Origin of the sequence: Paraburkholderia sp. BL25I1N1, assembly GCF_003002025.1 — a bacterium.
GTDB lineage: Bacteria > Pseudomonadota > Gammaproteobacteria > Burkholderiales > Burkholderiaceae > Paraburkholderia.
In genome coordinates this window covers 123087-140171 of the sequence record NZ_PVZB01000014.1, presented here as the reverse complement: position 1 = coordinate 140171, position 17085 = coordinate 123087, and the positions used below count along the sequence as shown (strand labels likewise).

Here is a 17085-nt window from a genome sequence, read left to right as displayed (position 1 = left end):
CGCGCAGGAGTGGCAACAAAAAAGGACACGCTCTGGCGTGTCCTTTTTTTTCGTCTGCGATTGAGGAGAGATTGAGAGTCGCTGCGCTCAACCCTTGCCGAAGAATTTCGCCAGTCGGTCGACGGCCTCTTCCAGTTTCGGATAGGCAGTGGCGTACGACAGCCGGATGTACTCCTTCGGCGCGTGCGTACCGAAATCCATGCCCGGCACCAGCACCACGCCCGCATCGTGCAGCATGGCCTTGGTGAGTGCCGCGCTGTCGCCGGCCGCGGCGTGCGCGACCGTGCGGCAATCGGCATATACATAGAAAGCGCCGTCGGGCATTACCGGCACGGAAAAGCCGAGCGATTCCAGCGCCGGCGCGATGAAGTCGCGGCGACGCTTGAATTCCTGGCGCCGCGCTTCGTAAATCGCGATCGTTTCCGGCTCGAAGCAGGCGAGCGCCGCGTGCTGGGCGAGCGCCGAAGCGCAGATGAACAGGTTTTGCGCGAGTTTTTCAAACGCGCCGACCATGCCGGGCGGCACCACCAGCCAGCCCAGACGCCAACCCGTCATGTTGAAGTACTTCGAGAAGCTGTTGACGGTGATCACGTCGTCGCCGAACGAGAGCGCCGACACGGGCTTCGCGTCGTAGCTCAGCCCCTGGTAGATCTCGTCGACGATGGTAAAGCCGCCACGCGCGCGCACCGCCTTGACGATGCGCTCCAGTTCGGCCGGTTCGATCGACGTGCCGGTCGGGTTCGACGGCGACGCCAGCAGCACGCCACGGGTGTGCTCGTTCCAGAGACGCTCGACGTCGGCGGCGGTGAGTTGGAAACGCTCGGCCGGGCCGCTAGGGACCATTACCGGCTTGCCTTCGGCGGCGATCACGAAATGGCGGTTGCACGGATAGCACGGGTCGGGCATGAGCACTTCGTCGTCGCGATCGACCAGCGCCGCGCAAGCCAGCAGCAATGCGGCCGATGCGCCGGCGGTAACGACGATCCGCGCCGGATCCACGTTAACGCCGTAGAAGTCGGCGTAATGCGCCGAGATCGCTTCGCGCAGCGCGTGCAGGCCAAGCGCGCTGGTGTATTGCGTGACGCCACGGCGCAGTGCGCTCGCGGCCGCCTCGATAACCGGCTCGGGCGCGGTGAAATCGGGTTCGCCGATTCCCATATGAATGATGTCGCGGCCGTCGCGCTCGAGAAGCGCGGCCTCCTTGGCCAGTTCCATCACATAGAAAGGCTGGATGGCGTCCACACGTGCAGCAAGCCGCACCAAGGGTTCGGTCACGGAGTTCATACGATCAAATCCAGTTCAGAAGCAAAAGCGGGACGACGTTCGGCGCGAGTGCTTGTGCGCGAAACGGCGTCCTTATGAACGGTTCGGTTACGCCAGCTCGTTCAGCGTAGCGCACGCCAACGACCATGCCGCCGGCCATGCGCCATGCGCCTTGCGCTTAACGCTTGCGAGCCGCCTGCGTCTCATCCACGCGCAGTTGCGCCGACAGCTTGTCCAGCACGCCGTTCACGTACTTGTAGCCGTCCGCGCCGCCGAACGTTTTGGCGAGTTCGACCGCTTCGTTGATGACCACGCGATAAGGAATATCGATGTGGTTCTTCAGTTCAAACGCGGCCACCAGCAGCACGGCGCGTTCGACCGGCGAGAGCTGCTCGATCGGACGGTCGAGACACGGAGCGATTGCCGCGGACAGTGTTTCCGAATCGCGGATCACGCCGTGCAGAATGGCGTCCAGATGTTCGTGGTCGGCCTTGTCGAAGCCTTGCGCGCCGCGCAGTTGCGCGTCGATTTCACCGCCGGGCGAACCCGACAGCAGCCACTGGTAAAGCCCCTGCGTGGCCAGTTCGCGGGAGCGTCGGCGTGCGCTCTTCATGCCTCTTCCTCTTCTTCGTCTTCTTCCTCGTCGTCGCCGCCGAGTTGTTCGAGCGCGACGGCAAGGTTCGCCATTTCGACGGCCACGCGCGCCGCGTCACGACCCTTCTCGGTCATGCGCGCAACGGCTTGTTCGTCGTTTTCGGTGGTCAGTACCGCGTTCGCGACCGGAATGCCGAAGTCGAGGCCGATACGCGTGATGCCCGCGCCGCTTTCGTTCGATACCAGTTCGAAGTGGTACGTTTCGCCGCGAATCACCGCGCCGAGCGCGATCAGTGCGTCGAATTGCGCGCTTTCGGCGAGCTTTTGCAACGCCAGCGGGATTTCCAGCGCACCCGGCACGGTGACGAGCAGCACGTCTTCGCCGGTCACGCCGAGGCGTTCGAGTTCTTCGATGCAGGAGTCTGCGAGGCCATTGCAAACGGGCTCGTTAAAGCGCGCCTGCACGATGCCGATACGCAGTCCGTCGCCGTCGAGATTCGGTTGGTATTGTCCGATTTCCATGTGAATTCCGTAGTGTTTTGAGTGGGCGCGAAGCGCGTGAATGATCGGATCAGCCTTGTTGCGGAGCTTGTGCCTTGCCGCCCGGCATCGGCACGAAGCCCGTGACTTCGAGACCGTAGCCCGACATGCTGCCCAGCTTGCGCGGGTTCGACAGCACCTGCATCTTGCCGACACCGAGCTCACGCAGAATCTGCGCGCCGATGCCGTACGTCTTGAAGTCGACGGGGCGGCGTTTCAGCGCGTCGGCTCTTTCCTTCGAGTCGAACGCCTTGAAAACGTCGATCAGATGGTCCTTCGAGTCGCCGCAGTTCAGCAGCACGATCACGCCGCAATCGCGTGCGGCGATTTCTTTCATGGCCGCGTCCAGCGTCCATGAATGGGTGGATTCGCCGACTTCGAGCAGGTCCAGCACCGACAGCGGCTCATGCACGCGCACCAGCGTGTCCTGATCCGTGCACGGCGTGCCGCGCACCAGCGCGATATGCGGCTGGCCGCTCGGCTGGTCGAGATACATGACCGCGCGAAACGCGCCGTGCGCGGTCTGCATGGTGCGTTCGCAAATCCGCTCGACGATCGACTCGGTGCGGCTGCGATAGTGGATCAGATCCGCGATCGTGCCGATTTTCAGATCGTGCTCTTTGGCGAATTCCATCAGGTCCGGCAAGCGCGCCATCGTGCCGTCGTCCTTGATGACTTCGCAGATCACCGCGGCCGGCGTGAGCCCGGCCAGCTGGGTGAAGTCGCAGCCCGCCTCGGTGTGTCCGGCGCGCACCAGCACGCCGCCAGGCTGGGCCATGATCGGGAACACATGGCCCGGCTGCACGATGTGCTCGGCCTTGGCTTCCGGCGCGACCGCGGCGGCAATGGTGCGGGCACGGTCCGCCGCCGAGATGCCGGTGGTGACGCCTTCGGCCGCTTCGATGCTGACCGTGAACGCGGTGCCGTACTGCGTGCCGTTGCGGTAGGTCATGAGCGGCAGGTTCAGCAGCTTGCAGCGTTCCTGCGTGAGCGTCAGGCAGATCAGGCCGCGGCCGTAGCGGGCCATGAAGTTGATCGCTTCCGGCGTGACGAATTCGGCGGCGATCACGAGGTCGCCCTCGTTTTCGCGGTCTTCTTCGTCGACGAGGATCACCATCCGGCCTGCTTTCAGTTCGGCAATGATCTCTGGAGTGGAGGCGAGCGTCATGTTGGCGAGAGTTTCGAAGAAAGCGCGTATTTTACGCCACGCGCGAGCCCAAGTCGCCTCCGCCGAACGGCATAGGCCATTTGGCCGACTGGCGATGAGCCGCCCGCCGTTGCTAAGCTCGTTGAAACGATGGATGCATGAACCGGCGGAATGCGGCCGGGCGCCGCCGCCGGCCCATGCGTGACCGGCTTGCGGCCGGTTACTTGGGCGCGTTCAGCATGCGCTCGACGTAGCGCGCGATCAGATCGATCTCCAGATTCACCTGCGTGCCCTCACGCAGACGCTTGAGCGCCGTCACTTCAACCGTGTGCGGAATCAGGTTGATCGAGAATTCGCAGCCATCGTCGCGATCTTTAACCGAGTTGACGGTCAAGCTCACGCCGTTGACAGTGATAGAGCCCTTGTACGCCAGGTAGCGGCCGATCTCGCGCGGCGCCAGCACGCGCAGTTCGTGCGATTCGCCGACCGGCGCGAAGTGCGTCACCGTGCCGAGCCCGTCCACATGGCCGGAAACGATATGGCCGCCGAGCCGGTCGTGCGCGCGCAGCGCTTTCTCGAGATTGACTTCGCCGGTCTCGCCGAGGCCCGCCGTGCAGTTCAGGCTTTCGCGCGAGACGTCGACTTCGAACGAGTGGGCGGTTTTCGCGACCACGGTCATGCAGGCGCCCTGAATGGTGATGCTGTCGCCGAGCTGCACGTCGCCGAGATCGAGACCGCCGGCTTCGACGTTCAGGCGCACGCCCGCGTCGCCGTCCGTGCCGAGCGGCTTGACTGATTCAATGCGGCCCACGGCCGCGACGATTCCTGTGAACATCGTACTAATCCTCGATCATTTCGAAACGGGTGGGGACGCGGGATCGCTGCCGGGTCCGGGCGTGGCCTCGGGGGCGGGTTGAGGCATGAAGCGGGCGAGAATCCGCACATCTTCGCCGATCCGGTCGACCGCGTGGAAGTTCAGTTTGACGCGGCCCTCGAGCGTGTCGGGCGCGCTCAGATTGAACATGCTCATCGAATCCATGCCGAGCAGGCTCGGCGCGAGATACACGAGCAATTCGTCGACGCAGCCTTCGCGCAGCAGCGAGCCGTTCAGCTTGTAGCCCGCCTCGACATGCAATTCGTTGACGTTGCGCTCGCCCAGCACTTTCAGCACCGCGGGCAGATCGACCTTGCCCGCCGGGTTCGCCAGCTGGACGATCTCGGCGCCGCGATCGCGCAATGCGTTGGCGCGATCGGTATGTCGCCCATCCAGATTGCCGCAGAAGATCAGCGTGGGTGCGCCGGCCAGAATTAGCGCCTCCGGCGGCACGTCGAGCTGGCTGTCGATCAGTACGCGTTGCGGCTGGCGCGGCGTGTCGACGGCGCGCACCGTCATGCGCGGATTGTCTTCCCTGACCGTGCCGATGCCCGTCAAAATCGCCGACGCGCGAGCGCGCCAGGCGTGGCCGTCGGCGCGTGCCGCTTCACCGGTGATCCATTGGCTGACGCCGGAAGGCAAGCCGGTGCGGCCATCCAGCGAGGCCGCCACTTTCATGCGGACCCACGGGCGGCCGCGCGTCATACGCGAGACGAAGCCGATATTGAGTTCGTGCGCTTCGTGGGCGAGCAGCCCGCAGCGCACTTCGATACCGGCGTCGCGCAACATGGCGAGACCGCGGCCGGATACTAGCGGATTGGGATCTTCCATCGCCGCGACTACGCGCGCGACCTGAGCTTCGATCAACGCATTCGCGCACGGCGGCGTGCGGCCGAAGTGGCTGCATGGCTCCAGCGTCACGTAGGCCGTGGCGCCGCGCAAGTCGTGACCGCGCGAGCGCGCGTCCTTCAGCGCGCGGATTTCGGCATGATCCTGACCGGCCGGTTGCGTGAAGCCTTCGCCGATCACCTCGCCATTCTTGACGAGCACGCAGCCGACGCGCGGATTCGGGTCGGTGCTGTACATGCCGCGCTTGGCCAACGCGAGCGCGCGTTCCATATGGACGAAATCGGTTTGCGAAAACATCGGGGTCCAGTCGAGTACGGTGGCTAGGCTGTAATGGGTTTTGGTTTTAGCAGTGTGTTGTCTTGCCCGCTTCAGGCCGCGAGCGAGGCGAATGCGCCACGCGCGGCGTCGATCGTGGCGTCGACAATCGCGTCGTCGTGAACGATCGACACAAAGCCTGCTTCATACGCCGATGGCGCGAAATACACGCCGGCGTCGAGCATCTTGTGGAAGAACGCGTTGAAACGCGGCACGTCGCTCTGCGTGACTTCGGCGAAGCTGGTCGGGATCGAGTCCGTGAAGTAGAGGCCGAACATGCCGCCGAGAGAATCGGCCGCGAACGGCACCTTGGCTTCGCGCGCCACGTTGGCAAGACCCTGCGCGAGGCGCATGGTGCGCGCGGTCAGCGTGTCGTAGAAGCCCGGTGCCTGGATCAGTTGTAGCGTTTTCAGGCCGGCCGCGACCGCGATCGGGTTACCCGACAGCGTGCCCGCCTGATAGACGCCGCCAAGCGGCGCAAGGTGAGCCATGATGTCGCGCCGCCCGCCGAATGCCGCTGCCGGCATGCCGCCGCCGATCACCTTGCCGAGACACGTGAGATCCGGCGTGATGCCGTAGACCTCTTGCGCGCCACCCAGGGCGACGCGAAAGCCGCACATCACTTCGTCGAAAATCAGCACCGAGCCATACTCGGTGCACAGGCGCCGCAAGGCTTGGAGGAACTCGGGCGTGGCGCGCACCAGGTTCATGTTGCCGGCCACCGGTTCGACGATCACCGAGGCGATCTCGTTGCCGAACGCCTTGAACGCTTCTTCGAGTTCAGCCACGTTGTTGTACTCGAGCACGGTGGTGTGCTTGGCGATATCCGCCGGCACGCCCGCCGAAGTCGGATTGCCGAAGGTCAGCAGGCCCGAGCCGGCCTTAACCAGCAGACTGTCCGCGTGGCCGTGATAGCAGCCTTCGAACTTGACGATACGGCTGCGGTTCGTGAAGCCGCGCGCGAGACGCAGCGCGCTCATGGTCGCCTCGGTGCCGCTCGACACCATGCGGACCTGTTCGATGGAGGGCACCAGCTTGCAGATTTCTTCGGCGATTTCCACTTCCGATTCAGTCGGCGCGCCGAACGAGAAGCCGTTGCCCAGCACGCGCTGCACGGCCTCGAGCACTTCCGGATGGACGTGGCCGAGGATCATCGGGCCCCATGAGCCGATGTAGTCGATATAACGCTGACCGTCCGCATCCCAGAAGTAGGGGCCCTGTGCGCGTTCGATGAAGCGCGGCGTGCCGCCGACCGAGCGGAAGGCTCGCACTGGCGAGTTCACGCCGCCGGGAATGGTGCGTTGCGCGCGTTCAAAAAGGGTTTCGTTTCTGGACATGGCGATGACTGGAATTGGGGTTGCGCAGCGGCGCGGGCCGCCTATGGGCGAGTCGCGTGGCGCTGGGATGGGTGGGGAAATTGTACCGGAGTCAGCGTGAACAGGTTTCCGGATGTGCCTACGCAGCGGGCCCCTCACTCACTTTTTGTGCGTCGGCACAGTCGGCGTATCGAACTTTGGCGGCTTGCGCTTGCCGGTGAGTTCCGCCCAGCGCTTTTCCAACGCCCCTTCGGCCATTGGCTTGATGACGGTGCCCGAACTCTGCGCGTCCCACGTCTGCACGGAGAAAGGATGCGTGCGCAACATCTCACGCGGAATCACCACGTCTTCGTGTGCATCGACGAGCCAGTCGTACACGAAGTCGATGCACAAACGGTAGCCGCGCTTCGTCGCCGGATCGGGGACCTCGTACGGCGCGCGCGTGACATAACCAGAGCCGAAGATACCCTTCGGTTCCTGTGCCACGCGATGCAGAAACACGCGGTCTCCCGGCAGGATCTGCGTGCAAATCCGCAGCCCCATGCGTCGGCGACCGCGACGCCCGTGGTCACGCGTTTGGCCACGTCGGGCAGCTCGGGCCATGGCCATTTCCTCGGGCTCCAGATCAGCAGGAATGCGGTCATCGCATGGTCGCGTACAGAATAGTCGGGAAGGGCGCGGCGCCTAGATTCGCGCGTCGCCCGCAGCGTTCAGGCGGCAGCTTAACCGATCGGCAACGTGGCTGCCGCGAATCGTCGATGCCGCACAGGCGTCTTCGCGATCAGGTCCGAGGCCCGGCTGTCGTGTTAACCGTCGCGTACAATTGAGGCTGTCAAGTTGCTGTTTTCCCCGTTTCACCTGTTCCGCTGCCGATGACGGCGCGGTGCTTCATCTGGATTCCCATGTCTCACGTCACCAGAAGCCGGCCCGATGGCCGGCTGATTCTGTTGCTCGGTGCGCTTGCCGCATGCGGGCCGATTTCCATCGACATGTACCTGCCGAGCTTGCCGACCATCGCGCAGGCGTTCGCCATCAGCACCGGCTCTGCGCAGACGACGCTCACCAGCTTCATGTTCGGCTTTTCGATCGGCATGCTGCTCTATGGTCCGCTGTCGGATACCTATGGCCGCCGGCCCGTGTTGCTCGGCGGCATTGTCATGTATGCGCTGGCTAGCATCGCCTGCGCCATGTCGTTCTCGATCGGCTCGCTGGTGACGTTCCGTTTCGTCCAGGCGTTGGGCGCGGGCGCGGCCTCGGTGCTGGCGCGCGCCATCGCACGCGACGCCCACGGCCCGACCGATGCCGCTCGCGTGCTGTCGATGCTCGCCATCGTCACGTCGATCGGACCATTGCTCGCGCCGCTCATCGGCGGCCAGTTGCTGCTGCTCGGCGGCTGGCGCGTGGTGTTTATCGTGCTGACGTTGTTCGGCACGGTGTGCGCGATCACCGCGTTTCTTAAGGTGCCGGAAACGTGGCCGCGTGAGAAGCGTGCGCACTCGGCGTTGCTGAAGTCGTTCGGCGCGTACGGCAAGTTGCTGCGCGATCCGGTTGCGTGGGGGCATATGCTGTGCGGCGGCATGGCGTTCGCGTCGATGTTCGCGTACATCACCGCGACGCCGTTCGTCTACATCGAATATTTCCATGTGTCGGCGCAGCATTACGGCTTCCTGTTCGCGCTCAATATCGTCGGCATCATGTTCGGCAACTTCATGAATACGCGGCTGGTTGGCCGGCTCGGTTCACTGCCGATCATTTCTTTCGCCGCGACCGTGAGCTGCATCGCATCGCTGTTTGTCTGTCTCGTGTCGCTGACCGGTTGGGGCGGTTTGTGGTCGATCGTGTTCGGCCTGTTCTTCGTGGTCGGTGTGGTCGGTCTTCTGTCCGCCAATTGCACGACCGATCTGATGCATCGCTATCCGCTGAATGCCGGCGCCGCGGCCGCCGTGTTCGGCGCCGTGCAGCTGGCGCTCGGCGCGCTGTCGAGCCTTGCGGTCGGACTCTGGCAGGACGGTTCGCCCACGGGCATGGGCGTGACGGTGGGCGTGGCGGGCTTGCTGTGTTATCTCGGCCGGATTCTGGTTGTCAGGTGGCACGCGACCAAGGTGCCGGTCGCTGCCGTCTGAGGACCAATGAAGCGCAAGCCGCGTCGCGTCTACGGTAAACACCAGGTGTTGCGTGCGCGCGACCGTGCGTTTGAATTTCCGTTGCTATGATGGGCTCACTGTTCCTCGGAGCGGCATTCATGGCGATCAGAGATTTGATGAACGGCGAACGGCAACAAGCTGCTTTCGCTGAAGCGCAGAAGCTGGCGGACAGCGGCGCTTATCACGACTACACCGACATCGAATACGTACTGCGCTTTGATTTCGGTTTGTCTGATGTATCAGCGCTGCTCGACAGTCAGTTGATGCATCGCGATCTGAACCGCCGTTGCGCGGATGCGCGCGAGAAGCTGGAAATGCTTGGCGTGTGATGAGCGCGGCACGTTTGCAGAAGCGTGTTGATGCGAGACGCTGTGCCTGGGGGCGGACAGCGCTAGCGCGTTGCATGATTGCTCGTGTGATCGCCCATCGCTTTTGCAAAAACGGGATGCTGTCGTGCGGATGAAGCGCGCGCGGTGTCATGTGCCGTCGTCAAGTCTGGAGTGATATTCATGGCTGGTAGCCAGCATGACCCGCATCTGCCGCATACGGACAATCCCGCCACGCTTTCGCAGCCGGGCGGTCATTACAGTCACGTCGCGGTCGCAAATGGTTTCGTGTTCGTTTCGGGGCAATTGCCGATCACGGCGCAAGGCGACAAGCTATCCGAGGCCTCGTTCGAGGTTCAGGCCGAACAGGTGTTGGTCAACGTGCAAGCCGCGCTCGAAAGCGCCGGCAGCAGCGTCGCGCAACTGGTGCAGGTGCGCGTCTACATTGTCGATGTCGAACACTGGATGAGCTTCAATCAGATCTACGCTCGGTGGGCCGGTGAAGCACGGCCTGCGCGCGCCGTCGTGCCTGTTCCGCAATTGCACTACGGTTTCAAGATCGAGGTGGAGGCGACCGCGCTGGTTTAGCTTCGACGACTGAAGAGCCACAGTCTTGAGCGTTTGCGCGTGCTCGCCAGCGGGGGTGATTTCAACGAACCGCGTGAATGCGTTGGCTTGATGAACGACGAGTCTATTGACCTAGGCACTTGCTCACGCTGGCAGCGATATTCACGCCGGCATCACCGCTTAGTGCGTCAACGTGCCCGAACCGAACGTGGTTGCGGTGTCATTGTCGGATAGCGCTGCCGGCGTCTCCGCGAGCACGGACGATGCGCCCACGCACGCGGAGACGCAGACCACTGTCAAACTAGCGGATGGAGTTGCATAAGGTTCACGCATACCGTCGCGAATAAGGTCGAAGCGGTCTATCACCGAACTGATTTGCTGGAGCAGCGCCGCCCACTTATGGAAGCATGGGCGAAGCACGTCTGCGCCTGATGACGATTGCATACGCGAAAAGGCCCGCGATGATGGCGGGCCTTTTATTTTGCTAGACTATTCGACGTAGCGCCAGTCAGGCAACACCCGCCACTTCGGCATCAGATCGAACCGGGCCTACCGGTACTCGTCAATTTCGATGGTGCCCCCCATCGCTTCCATCATCGCGCGAATGTCGGCAGGCACATCGGGCGTGCGGTCGCCGGTCTCGTTCATCCAGTAGCACCACACGGCCATCTTGCCCCCTTGTTTGCGCACTAACTCATGCAAATCGTCGCGGGGCAAGAAAAGATAGTTCTTGAGGTACTGCAAATGCGGGCCAAGGTAATTGCTGCGTACCGCAGCCTTGCTCTCAACGGCCCAGAGGCCGAATTTGCCGGGACGCGGGCTCAGCTTGCCAGATGGGAGCTGGTAGCGCTGTCCCTTCGTTATCGCGCGACTGGGCTGAACGCTGAAATAGGAGGTCCAAAACTCAGGGCTGACGGAATCGCCCGAAATGATGAACGTCGCGTGAGCAAGTGCGTGAGGCATATCTGTTGGCTTCTGGTTATGGGGCATAGTCGTGAATATTGTCGTCTAGCATCTGACCATTAAATTCGACGTTCCCGTCGTCGTGAAAGATGACGTTGGCGGCTGGACCTAATCCGTTTGCTGGCTTGAACGTGTGAAGCATGGTGCTGAAGGTGTTTTGATCGTACCCAAGCATCTTTGCGGCGTAGCGAGGGTTGTTAGTGCTGGCCGCTATTTCCTCTGTGTCACCGCCCACCACATCGGGCGTGTACTCGAACGGCTGCGCGTTGCCAAGCGGTGGAGAGGTTTCCGCGAGATTGCTCGCTTCGCCGGCCAATGACGACGCCGCCCCGCTGGCATAGCTAGCCGCACTTGCATTAACCCTATCGACCATATCGTTGTACCGGTAGATGTAGGCCGTCGCAGCGTCGTAAGACATGCCATGCATGGTCATTAACGATTCGCGGAAACTCTGCAACCGATAGGGTGCGGGCGCTGGACCAGATCCGGCGCCGCCGGTTCGCGCTTGCTCGGCAATGAGTACAACACTCCCGCCACGGATCATTGATTGCAAGGTCTGCACGACCTCAAGGTCGGCACCGTTCTTTACCAGCCGCTCGTGCCAGTGAAAGTTCTGCCGGAGAAACGAGCGCACGCGCTGCACGAGCGCGGCATCCCGCGCCCATACATCGGCGTAGCCACGTGACGTGAAGTCTTTCCCCTCCTGGGCCGCCTGCTTCTGTTCGGTCGTGAGGAAGATGCGCCCACTCCCGTAGGTATCCTTGCTGTACATCGTCCACCGCTGCGACGAATCTGTTTTCAGTTCAGTGCCGGCCATCAATCTGTCCTGTCCGTGTGACGGCATAAACCTAGCAGATAGTCGCAGAATCATGTTTTCGGGATGCGACGAAAGCCCTGCTCGTGTTAATGGATGCAATGCAAGCTTGTGACGCTACTGCCGTCTTTGTGTGGAGGATTGTTAGAGATACGGCAACGCGAACGGGTGTGGGCGCAAAAAAGCCCGCTCAAGGCGGGCATGGCGGCTATCGACGCGTTGCAAACATCAACGCCGCGGTTGTGTACTGTCTTCGATGAGCGCCGCGCGCACTTCGCCAAGTGCATCCTCGAACAGGCCGAAGAGCGACACCTGTCCGCGCACTGACAGAGGCAGAGGCGAATTTGTGGCCGCCGATGGGCTAAATGATGGGCTGAAAAACAAAAACCCCGCAAGTCTCTGACCTTACGGGGTTTTCCGGAATATTCTGGCGGAGGCGGTGTCCGCCATAAAGAGGCCTGACAAGATTTGGCGAGACAACCAGAATGCCAATACAGCAAAGGGATAGGGAAATAGATTGTCTTTGAATGTCTTTGCTCGTACCATTGAATCTCAACTTTTATGGCGGGTTCAATGGTGGGTGCGAGATGCCGAAAGTAGCGAAAGAACTCGGTGCGTTGGCTGTCTCTAGGCTGAAGGAGCCGGGCATGCATCCGGTCGGTAAGGTGCCCGGTCTTTATTTGCAGGTCGCCAACGGCAATGCGCGGTCGTGGATATTGCGCGTTAAAGTGGGTGAAAAGCGCCGCGAAATTGGGCTCGGTTCTTATCCCGCGGTCTCTCTGAAGGACGCGCACACGAAGGCGCAGGCGGAGCGCGACAAGGTCAACGCCGGCATAGACCCAATCCTTCAACGCCGTCAGGCCGCCAGCAATCTCAAAGCTAACCAGGCGCTCGAGATGACGTTCGAGGCCGCCGCAAAGCGCTTCATGGATGCGAAGTCCTCGGAATGGAAAAACCCGAAGCACGGCGACCAGTGGCGTAATACGCTCGAGACGTACGCATATCCGTTCATCGGCCGGCTGTACGTTCGGCATATCGGACGCGAGCACGTTATGCAGGTGCTTGAGCCGATCTGGTTGACGAAGAACGAGACCGCGTCTCGCCTGAGAGGGCGCATTGAGGTGATCCTGAACTGGAGCAAGGTGAAGGGTTACCGTTCTGGCGAAAACCCGGCGGCTTGGCGTGGAAACCTGGAGAACCTTCTGTCGAAACCGTCAAAGGTCCAAAAGGTCCGAAATCATCCGGCACTGCCGATCTCGGAAATGGGTGAGTTCATGCCGCGGCTTCGAGCGATCGATGCCAACGGCGCACGCTGTCTAGAATTTGCGATTCTGAGCGCCGCTCGCTCCGGCGAGGCCCGCGGTGCTTGTTTCAGCGAAATCGATTGGGACGCGAATGTTTGGCGCGTGCCGGCCGAGCGTATGAAGGCAAAGAAAGAACATCGCGTACCTTTGTCTGCGGCGGCAGTGACCCTACTCAAGTCGATGCCGCGATCCAAAGATCACGATCTCATCTTTCCAAGCCCGCGCGGTAAGGTTCTGAGCGACATGACACTGCTCATGATGGTACGCCGCCTAGGTGTGGATGCTGTGCCTCACGGTTTCCGGAGTACATTCCGCGATTGGGCCGGCGAGCGGACGAATTATCCGCGGGAGCTGGCGGAAGTTGCACTAGCTCACGTGAAGGGCGACGCGACTGAGGCGGCATACTGGCGCAGCGACGTCCTTGAGAAGCGTCGACGGATGATGGACGATTGGGCGCATTTCATCTCGCAACCATTCAAAGGCGGGTCAGTCGTGCCGCTCCATCGACAGGCCTGAACAATGGATGAACGAGATATCGAACTGCTACGCATGAGACTTGGATCTGCGCTGATCTACCTGTTCAAAGCGACGGTCAGGTATGGTCTGGATGACGATCTGACGCGTGCCAAGGCAGCTATTGAACAAGCTAGCGCGATCCTCGGACCGATACGCGTCGACGTTGAACGCCAGCAGTAATCGATCAAACCGCGCCTAGGCTGATCCCCGAAAGCCAAGCCCCTCCTTGGTTGGCGCGGTCCCTAACAGAGGGATATTGCGTGAGGGCGCAATGACGGAAAAGAAGGACATCAACGAACGGAACCGCGAGTTCTGGGAGACGGAGAATCGCAAGTTCCAAGAGCGCATCGCCAAGCGGCCTCACGACCTGCAGCACGTCGTCCAGAAGACAAATGAGCGTGTCGAAGATGGCGCGATCGGACGCGTCAAGAGTCTGGAGGCGCAAATGGCAGAATTGGACGCTCTGCGCGGCGCCGATCAATCGGTCCGAGCCAAGGGCCCACGCAAGCGCGCACGTAGTCACAGGGAGATCGTTATTGAGGCGATGCGGCCGGCCCGCCGCGAGCAACGGACATTTTTAGAATTTCTAGACGCAGCGGGGAAGGGCTCGATATCAGGAATCGAAATCCGACTCCCTGGTCCGCGAGACGGCGGGAAATTCTTGATTAGCTGCGACGAACTCGACTCTGACGCAAAGTTCTCGGAGTCTACGATAGAAGGCTGGTGGACTGCCGCGGACTCACCGCAATCCTGAGTTAGCCGGTTCGCTCAGAATCGATTCTTAATCTGCTGACAACCAAGACAGATTGTCTTGGGAAACAACCTGATACGAACAGGAGTTTCGAATGTCAGCAGAAGCACAAGGGCGCGCCCTGCGCCCCTCGAAGGCCGCCGAACACCTCGGCATCGGCGTTTCGACATTTTGGCGCTATGCCAAAACCATCCCGGACTTCCCTAGACCGGTGAAACTGTCACCGCGCTGCACGATCTTTTTCGAGTCGCAGCTCAACGACTGGCTCGCGTCACGCGCGGCTGCGTACCAAGCATAGGGGGCACACATGACCACCCCAAATGAAAAGGGCCGCAACTCCGGCAAGAGCGCGACCCAGAAGACCACCAAGGTCAATCATAGAGACATGTCGGCCGCGGCGCAATGCAAACGCGTGCTCGAATATCTCAAGGCCGATGGGCAAACAACCTATGCCCTGCGCGCCAAAGGCATTAGCCACCCGGCGCAGCGCATCAAGGAACTAATCCAACTCGGTTATTGCATCTACTCGCACCGCGTTACCGCAGTCGATAGCGACGGATTCGCACACTGCAATGTTGCTCGATACAGCCTGATCGATCGCGAGCACGACCTCGTCGACATGATGGAGGCCGCGTGATGTATGGCCAAATCGAAGCGACACAGTTCCTCCAGTCGCGATCACGGCGGCTTCGTGCCGATACCTTGGATGGTGCTCGACAGCCCTGCGTACTTGGCCTTGTCGCACCCAGCGAAGGCCTTGTTGCTGGAGATCGCCCGTCAATTTCACGGGGACGACAACGGGCGAATGATCGTCACGTTGGCGCACCTGAGGCCACGGGGCTGGACGTCCTACGACACGATCCAACGGGCGAAGCAGGAGTTGTTGAAAGCCGGGCTGATCCACGAAACGGTAAAGGGCCACAGACCGCACAAGGCGAGTTGGTACGCACTGACATGGTTGAGTTTGGACAAGCTCGACGGGTACGACCAGGGAGCGACCGCGGGCTTTGTGCGGAGTGCCTATCTGAAAACGCAGCCCTTACACCGTCAGGCGGTGTAGGAAGCCTCTCAATTGCACCGGGAGACGGTGTAGAGACCGGTTCCACTACACCGCCAGACGGTGCAATCAGGTCCATTTTCTGGATTCTCTCTACACCGCCAGACGGTGACCCTCTAGATATGCCATCTACACACGCTTTTGGTGGGGGTGTTGCATGACGGTGATCGGTGATGCACAGCCTGAGAAGCTGCGGGCGGCCCGGATGAAGGTACGCCCTATGACGATCGATCAGCAGAGATGGAAGCGGCTCACGCAGCGCGACTACCTACTGTACCTAGTCGGTGCAATCCAGCGTTTGCAGTTCAACGAGGCGAGGATTGCAGATGCACGCGAGGTGCTAGAGCGCCTGAACGGAATGGGAGGTGAGTGGTGAGCGAGATCCAAACCAACTCCGGCATGTGGGCGGCGATCGAGGGGACGATGTTCAATGATCCGCACCGACGCAGCCTACTGCAACGAACGCTGCGGGCAAAACTAATAGCGCTCGACGCAAGGGGAAATGAGGTCAGCGTGCGACTCGTTACGCGAGCAAGCAGCGCTGGCTATGCGGGTGTCCTAACGCTGCGCCACGGTGATCGCGTGCGCATCATCGGGACAATGGCGATCCCGCCCAGCCCGATCGTCGGAGAGCCGCCCAAAATCATAATCGACGTAGATAGTGCCGTGCGGCTGGAAGGCGCCGAACGCACCAAGCACTCATTTTTCGAGCGCCTTATCAATCCACTAAAACTTTGGAGTACACAATGAAATCTTACTGGCAGATCCGCGACGCGGAAGGCCGCATCCTTGCCGATCACCTCTCGTGGCCGATCGTTACCGAAGTGCTGGCGACGTTCCAGCATCACAACCTCATTGTGACTCTGCACCAGATGCAGACGGAGGGCTAAATGCAAGAGCCAGCAATTTTCCGGATCGTCGATAGTTCCGGAACGGTGCACCACAGCCGTTTGACGTCGGCGCAGTGCGACGCCTTTATGTCGGTCATGCTGGGCGGGAGTCAGTTTTCCGGCCTTCGCAGCGAACGTATGGATGCGGCGCCGCAGCCAGACGCCGGCGCCATGACACCAGCCATAGCAGCTGCGTTCGCGGCAGAACAGGCGGTTTCCAAGGCGCTGGCGACGATCGAGCCGGGCGCGGAACGTGAGGTTCTTCGGGAGGCGATCGAGGCGCATCGCAAGGCATCTGACTGCCTTGCGCATGCCGGCCACGCTGTAGAGCGGGCAAAGGCCTTTGTCGACGCTCGCCAGCTCGAGCTCGACGTTCTGACGGCTGCGCGCGATAACGAGATTGAGGCGAGCGGCGCGAACCTGGCTGAGATGCTGAAGGCGGGTGCCGCGGTCCTCGAGGCAGATCGGTGCATCGATAGCCGCGCCGTGTCCAACGCTGAGATCCGCCGCGACACGGCACGATCGGCACTCGACCATCTGAAGACGGAGCAGCAAGCGGCCGACGCCGCCTACAAGTCGGCAGAGAGCGCCGTGCGGCTCGCAATCATGGCCGTGAAACGCTCGGACGTCGACGCGATGACAAAGCGTCTGATCGACATCAAGGCTGAATACCAAGCCCTCGCAAGCGCTATCGACGCCGCACGGTTTAGCGACGTGCCGGTATCGATCGAAGCTCAGAACGCGATGCGCATCGACATGCCGGCCATCGACGCTGCGGCGAAGCGCTGGCACGGCTATAGCGCAGCGCTGCGCGAAGACCCGCAAGCCACATGGGAGGCGCAGCAATGACTTTCA

Annotated in this window: 22 protein-coding genes and 1 pseudogene; 13 read left to right on the top strand and 10 right to left on the bottom strand. The window is 61.6% G+C overall.

The annotated features are described in order from the left end of the window. Positions 1-87: 87 nt before the first annotated feature. The 8 genes and pseudogenes from B0G73_RS21885 to B0G73_RS21850 form a co-directional block, all read right to left on the bottom strand. Entirely contained in the window at positions 88-1284 is a 1197-nt protein-coding gene (locus tag B0G73_RS21885) for a pyridoxal phosphate-dependent aminotransferase (RefSeq protein ID WP_106283370.1), read from the bottom strand. Between the two features lie 157 nt (positions 1285-1441). Next, positions 1442-1876, bottom strand: a complete 435-nt coding sequence (nusB, locus tag B0G73_RS21880; RefSeq protein ID WP_106283369.1) for a transcription antitermination factor NusB — start codon at positions 1874-1876, stop codon at positions 1442-1444. Further along, positions 1873-2379 carry a 6,7-dimethyl-8-ribityllumazine synthase gene (gene ribH, locus B0G73_RS21875; RefSeq protein WP_006050161.1) on the bottom strand — a complete coding sequence of 169 codons (507 nt, stop codon included), beginning with the start codon at positions 2377-2379 and terminating at the stop codon, positions 1873-1875. Before ribH ends, nusB begins: the two co-directional genes overlap by 4 nt. Before the next feature lie 49 nt (positions 2380-2428). Continuing rightward, the gene (gene ribBA / locus B0G73_RS21870; RefSeq protein WP_106283368.1) at positions 2429-3565 is read right to left on the bottom strand and encodes a bifunctional 3,4-dihydroxy-2-butanone-4-phosphate synthase/GTP cyclohydrolase II; all 1137 of its coding nucleotides are present in this window, start codon (positions 3563-3565) and stop codon (positions 2429-2431) included. 199 nt (positions 3566-3764) lie between these two features. Further along, positions 3765-4379 (bottom strand): riboflavin synthase, encoded by a 615-nt coding sequence (locus B0G73_RS21865; RefSeq protein ID WP_106283367.1) that lies wholly within the window; start codon positions 4377-4379, stop codon positions 3765-3767. A gap of 15 nt (positions 4380-4394) precedes the next feature. Further along, a complete protein-coding gene (gene ribD, locus B0G73_RS21860; RefSeq protein WP_106283366.1) occupies positions 4395-5564 on the bottom strand; it encodes a bifunctional diaminohydroxyphosphoribosylaminopyrimidine deaminase/5-amino-6-(5-phosphoribosylamino)uracil reductase RibD in 1170 nt (389 codons plus the stop codon). A gap of 71 nt (positions 5565-5635) precedes the next feature. After that, the gene (gene hemL / locus B0G73_RS21855) at positions 5636-6919 is read right to left on the bottom strand and encodes a glutamate-1-semialdehyde 2,1-aminomutase (RefSeq protein ID WP_106283365.1); all 1284 of its coding nucleotides are present in this window, start codon (positions 6917-6919) and stop codon (positions 5636-5638) included. A gap of 138 nt (positions 6920-7057) precedes the next feature. Next, positions 7058-7542: pseudogene (locus tag B0G73_RS21850) on the bottom strand (hypothetical protein). 258 nt (positions 7543-7800) lie between these two features. Here B0G73_RS21850 and B0G73_RS21845 point away from each other — a divergent pair. The 3 genes from B0G73_RS21845 to B0G73_RS21835 all read left to right on the top strand — a co-directional run bounded on the left by B0G73_RS21845 (position 7801) and on the right by B0G73_RS21835 (position 9956). After that, positions 7801-9021 carry a Bcr/CflA family multidrug efflux MFS transporter gene (locus B0G73_RS21845; protein ID WP_106283364.1) on the top strand — a complete coding sequence of 407 codons (1221 nt, stop codon included), beginning with the start codon at positions 7801-7803 and terminating at the stop codon, positions 9019-9021. A gap of 119 nt (positions 9022-9140) precedes the next feature. Then, a complete protein-coding gene (locus B0G73_RS21840) occupies positions 9141-9371 on the top strand; it encodes a hypothetical protein (protein WP_106283456.1) in 231 nt (76 codons plus the stop codon). Between the two features lie 180 nt (positions 9372-9551). Continuing rightward, a complete protein-coding gene (locus tag B0G73_RS21835; RefSeq protein WP_106283363.1) occupies positions 9552-9956 on the top strand; it encodes a RidA family protein in 405 nt (134 codons plus the stop codon). Positions 9957-10484: 528 nt separating this feature from the next. Here B0G73_RS21835 and B0G73_RS21830 read toward each other — a convergent pair. Both B0G73_RS21830 and B0G73_RS21825 read right to left on the bottom strand, forming a co-directional pair. Then, positions 10485-10898 (bottom strand): DUF4279 domain-containing protein, encoded by a 414-nt coding sequence (locus B0G73_RS21830; protein WP_106283362.1) that lies wholly within the window; start codon positions 10896-10898, stop codon positions 10485-10487. A 16-nt stretch (positions 10899-10914) separates the two neighbouring features. After that, complete coding sequence (locus B0G73_RS21825; protein WP_106283455.1) at positions 10915-11715, bottom strand: hypothetical protein; 801 nt, start codon at positions 11713-11715, stop codon at positions 10915-10917. 584 nt (positions 11716-12299) lie between these two features. Between B0G73_RS21825 and B0G73_RS21820 the strand changes: the two genes are divergently transcribed. The 10 genes from B0G73_RS21820 (at position 12300) to B0G73_RS21785 (ending at position 17079) form a co-directional block, all read left to right on the top strand. Next, positions 12300-13532 carry an integrase arm-type DNA-binding domain-containing protein gene (locus tag B0G73_RS21820; RefSeq protein WP_106283361.1) on the top strand — a complete coding sequence of 411 codons (1233 nt, stop codon included), beginning with the start codon at positions 12300-12302 and terminating at the stop codon, positions 13530-13532. A gap of 3 nt (positions 13533-13535) precedes the next feature. Further along, complete coding sequence (locus tag B0G73_RS40600) at positions 13536-13712, top strand: hypothetical protein (protein WP_181196618.1); 177 nt, start codon at positions 13536-13538, stop codon at positions 13710-13712. A 91-nt stretch (positions 13713-13803) separates the two neighbouring features. Further along, positions 13804-14286, top strand: a complete 483-nt coding sequence (locus B0G73_RS21815; RefSeq protein WP_106283360.1) for a hypothetical protein — start codon at positions 13804-13806, stop codon at positions 14284-14286. Positions 14287-14377: 91 nt separating this feature from the next. After that, on the top strand, positions 14378-14581 hold the full coding sequence (locus B0G73_RS21810; protein ID WP_106283359.1) for an AlpA family transcriptional regulator: 204 nt from the start codon (positions 14378-14380) through the stop codon (positions 14579-14581). 9 nt (positions 14582-14590) lie between these two features. Continuing rightward, the gene (locus B0G73_RS21805; RefSeq protein ID WP_106283358.1) at positions 14591-14920 is read left to right on the top strand and encodes a helix-turn-helix domain-containing protein; all 330 of its coding nucleotides are present in this window, start codon (positions 14591-14593) and stop codon (positions 14918-14920) included. 3 nt (positions 14921-14923) lie between these two features. Further along, on the top strand, positions 14924-15343 hold the full coding sequence (locus B0G73_RS21800; RefSeq protein WP_106283357.1) for a hypothetical protein: 420 nt from the start codon (positions 14924-14926) through the stop codon (positions 15341-15343). 154 nt (positions 15344-15497) lie between these two features. Next, the gene (locus B0G73_RS21795; protein WP_106283356.1) at positions 15498-15716 is read left to right on the top strand and encodes a hypothetical protein; all 219 of its coding nucleotides are present in this window, start codon (positions 15498-15500) and stop codon (positions 15714-15716) included. Continuing rightward, on the top strand, positions 15713-16090 hold the full coding sequence (locus B0G73_RS21790) for a hypothetical protein (protein ID WP_106283454.1): 378 nt from the start codon (positions 15713-15715) through the stop codon (positions 16088-16090). Before B0G73_RS21795 ends, B0G73_RS21790 begins: the two co-directional genes overlap by 4 nt. After that, positions 16087-16230, top strand: coding sequence for a hypothetical protein (locus tag B0G73_RS40595; protein ID WP_181196617.1), 144 nt, complete (start codon positions 16087-16089; stop codon positions 16228-16230). Before B0G73_RS21790 ends, B0G73_RS40595 begins: the two co-directional genes overlap by 4 nt. A gap of 87 nt (positions 16231-16317) precedes the next feature. Continuing rightward, complete coding sequence (locus B0G73_RS21785; protein WP_146144221.1) at positions 16318-17079, top strand: hypothetical protein; 762 nt, start codon at positions 16318-16320, stop codon at positions 17077-17079. The last annotated feature ends 6 nt before the right edge of the window (positions 17080-17085 follow it).

Bases quoted from the DNA above. Each gene is read 5' to 3' on its own strand.
- B0G73_RS21885 (WP_106283370.1), bottom strand. From the start codon at position 1,284: ATGAACTCCGTGACCGAACCCTTGGTGCGGCTTGCTGCACGTGTGGAC.
- B0G73_RS21805 (WP_106283358.1), top strand. From the start codon at position 14,591: ATGACCACCCCAAATGAAAAGGGCCGCAACTCCGGCAAGAGCGCGACC.
- ribD (WP_106283366.1), bottom strand. From the start codon at position 5,564: ATGTTTTCGCAAACCGATTTCGTCCATATGGAACGCGCGCTCGCGTTG.
- hemL (WP_106283365.1), bottom strand. From the start codon at position 6,919: ATGTCCAGAAACGAAACCCTTTTTGAACGCGCGCAACGCACCATTCCC.
- ribH (WP_006050161.1), bottom strand. From the start codon at position 2,379: ATGGAAATCGGACAATACCAACCGAATCTCGACGGCGACGGACTGCGT.
- B0G73_RS21845 (WP_106283364.1), top strand. From the start codon at position 7,801: ATGTCTCACGTCACCAGAAGCCGGCCCGATGGCCGGCTGATTCTGTTG.
- B0G73_RS21830 (WP_106283362.1), bottom strand. From the start codon at position 10,898: ATGCCTCACGCACTTGCTCACGCGACGTTCATCATTTCGGGCGATTCC.
- nusB (WP_106283369.1), bottom strand. From the start codon at position 1,876: ATGAAGAGCGCACGCCGACGCTCCCGCGAACTGGCCACGCAGGGGCTT.
- B0G73_RS21835 (WP_106283363.1), top strand. From the start codon at position 9,552: ATGGCTGGTAGCCAGCATGACCCGCATCTGCCGCATACGGACAATCCC.
- B0G73_RS21865 (WP_106283367.1), bottom strand. From the start codon at position 4,379: ATGTTCACAGGAATCGTCGCGGCCGTGGGCCGCATTGAATCAGTCAAG.
- ribBA (WP_106283368.1), bottom strand. From the start codon at position 3,565: ATGACGCTCGCCTCCACTCCAGAGATCATTGCCGAACTGAAAGCAGGC.
- B0G73_RS21800 (WP_106283357.1), top strand. From the start codon at position 14,924: ATGGCCAAATCGAAGCGACACAGTTCCTCCAGTCGCGATCACGGCGGC.
- B0G73_RS21820 (WP_106283361.1), top strand. From the start codon at position 12,300: ATGCCGAAAGTAGCGAAAGAACTCGGTGCGTTGGCTGTCTCTAGGCTG.
- B0G73_RS21785 (WP_146144221.1), top strand. From the start codon at position 16,318: ATGTCGGTCATGCTGGGCGGGAGTCAGTTTTCCGGCCTTCGCAGCGAA.
- B0G73_RS21815 (WP_106283360.1), top strand. From the start codon at position 13,804: ATGACGGAAAAGAAGGACATCAACGAACGGAACCGCGAGTTCTGGGAG.
- B0G73_RS21795 (WP_106283356.1), top strand. From the start codon at position 15,498: ATGACGGTGATCGGTGATGCACAGCCTGAGAAGCTGCGGGCGGCCCGG.
- B0G73_RS40600 (WP_181196618.1), top strand. From the start codon at position 13,536: ATGGATGAACGAGATATCGAACTGCTACGCATGAGACTTGGATCTGCG.
- B0G73_RS40595 (WP_181196617.1), top strand. From the start codon at position 16,087: ATGAAATCTTACTGGCAGATCCGCGACGCGGAAGGCCGCATCCTTGCC.
- B0G73_RS21840 (WP_106283456.1), top strand. From the start codon at position 9,141: ATGGCGATCAGAGATTTGATGAACGGCGAACGGCAACAAGCTGCTTTC.
- B0G73_RS21825 (WP_106283455.1), bottom strand. From the start codon at position 11,715: ATGGCCGGCACTGAACTGAAAACAGATTCGTCGCAGCGGTGGACGATG.
- B0G73_RS21810 (WP_106283359.1), top strand. From the start codon at position 14,378: ATGTCAGCAGAAGCACAAGGGCGCGCCCTGCGCCCCTCGAAGGCCGCC.